The 1,217-nt window shown below is 37.2% G+C and carries 4 protein-coding genes; 2 read left to right on the top strand and 2 right to left on the bottom strand.

Annotation, left to right across the window (positions count from 1 at the left end; all coding sequences use genetic code 11):
• The coding region (gene deoD / locus V7149_RS25855) for a purine-nucleoside phosphorylase (protein WP_335348418.1) at positions 1 to 464 on the bottom strand (464 nt) is incomplete at its 3' end.
• 149 nt (positions 465 to 613) lie between these two features.
• On the opposite strand from deoD, the gene V7149_RS25850 reads away from it, so the two are divergent.
• Together V7149_RS25850 and V7149_RS25845 are read left to right on the top strand one after the other, a co-directional pair.
• Positions 614 to 742, top strand: a complete 129-nt coding sequence (locus tag V7149_RS25850) for a hypothetical protein (RefSeq protein WP_335348419.1) — start codon at positions 614 to 616, stop codon at positions 740 to 742.
• A gap of 14 nt (positions 743 to 756) precedes the next feature.
• Positions 757 to 903, top strand: coding sequence for a hypothetical protein (locus V7149_RS25845; protein ID WP_197414494.1), 147 nt, complete (start codon positions 757 to 759; stop codon positions 901 to 903).
• A gap of 25 nt (positions 904 to 928) precedes the next feature.
• Here the strand turns inward: V7149_RS25845 and V7149_RS25840 are convergent.
• Positions 929 to 1,217: YodL domain-containing protein (locus tag V7149_RS25840; protein WP_335348417.1), on the bottom strand; the 289-nt coding region annotated here is incomplete at its 5' end.

Here is a 1,217-nt window from a genome sequence, read left to right as displayed (position 1 = left end):
GTAAATACGCTTCCAACTTTAAGCTGAAGTCCTTTTTGCACTCCTGCTTCATAAGCACGTTTAAGTAAATCAAAATTAGCTGTAGGAGCATAATCGACTCCTCCAAATGTAATCCTATTCATTTGAGAATCTGTTGAAGCTGTCATTGCCAGGATCACATCCCGCACCTTTACATCCTTTTGAATAGCCCCACAAGTACCGACGCGGATTAAATTTTGAACATTATAGCTTTGCATCAATTCATTTATATAGATAGAAATCGATGGTACACCCATACCAGTTCCTTGAACAGAGATAGGATGGCCCTTGTATGTACCTGTATATCCAAACATATTTCGTACTTCATTATAGCATTTGGCATTTTCCAAAAATGTTTCAGCAATATATTTTGCACGTAAAGGATCCCCAGGTAAAAGGACTGTTTCAGCAACTTCATTTTCTTTCGCACCAATATGTATACTCATAAATTAAGCCTCCCAAATTTTCTCGAAGGGTAAAAATCCCTACCTCACTATACCATAATATATCCCAGCTTTAAATCGTTCTATTCCTCCAGCATTTTTTTTACGCTTACGGGAAAGCTATCTTTAGCCAAATCAGGAGGTGTTGATTAGTGGCACAGGAAAAAATGAGTAAAAAACTTAGACAGGCTGTTCAACACGCGAATGAAACAAATCCAACATCAAGATCAAATACAGAGCCTAATACATCAAAAACAGTTAAAACAATTAGTAAGAAATAGAGGGGAGCCTGCAAATGGGTAAAAAACATCGAAATCGAATCAATTCACCAAAAAAAAATAATCACATTCCGAAAGAAGCAATTATCGCTGAACAAGAAGCTCACGGTAAAGAATTCACTGCTCAAGGAAGGAAAAATGGTCCTGGTTCTAACATTGAATAAGGAGAGCATAGCTGCTCTCCCCTTCCTACCTAATATGAATACGATTAATTTCCTGCCAGCCTCCCGGTTTTAATTGAAAATAATATTGCCCTTTCCGCCCTTCATCAATATTCAAAATATCCCCTGTTGAAATAAATCTTCCATTAAAATCATTAGGTATTCGATCGTGAACATTAAATGTCGAAAAGACCGAATTGATGCATTCAACATGGTCCGATGCCTGCACAGTTAATCGGTAAACTTGTCGATATCCTTTATTTTGTCGAAATTCAGGCGTTTGGAATATCGTGACATCGTATTCCTTCCTTTTAACC

Source organism: Bacillus sp. JJ1503 (genome assembly GCF_036965125.1).
Classification (GTDB): Bacteria; Bacillota; Bacilli; order Bacillales; family Cytobacillaceae; genus Cytobacillus.
Note: the sequence above shows the minus strand (reverse complement) of the source record. Positions and strands in the feature narration are given on the sequence as shown.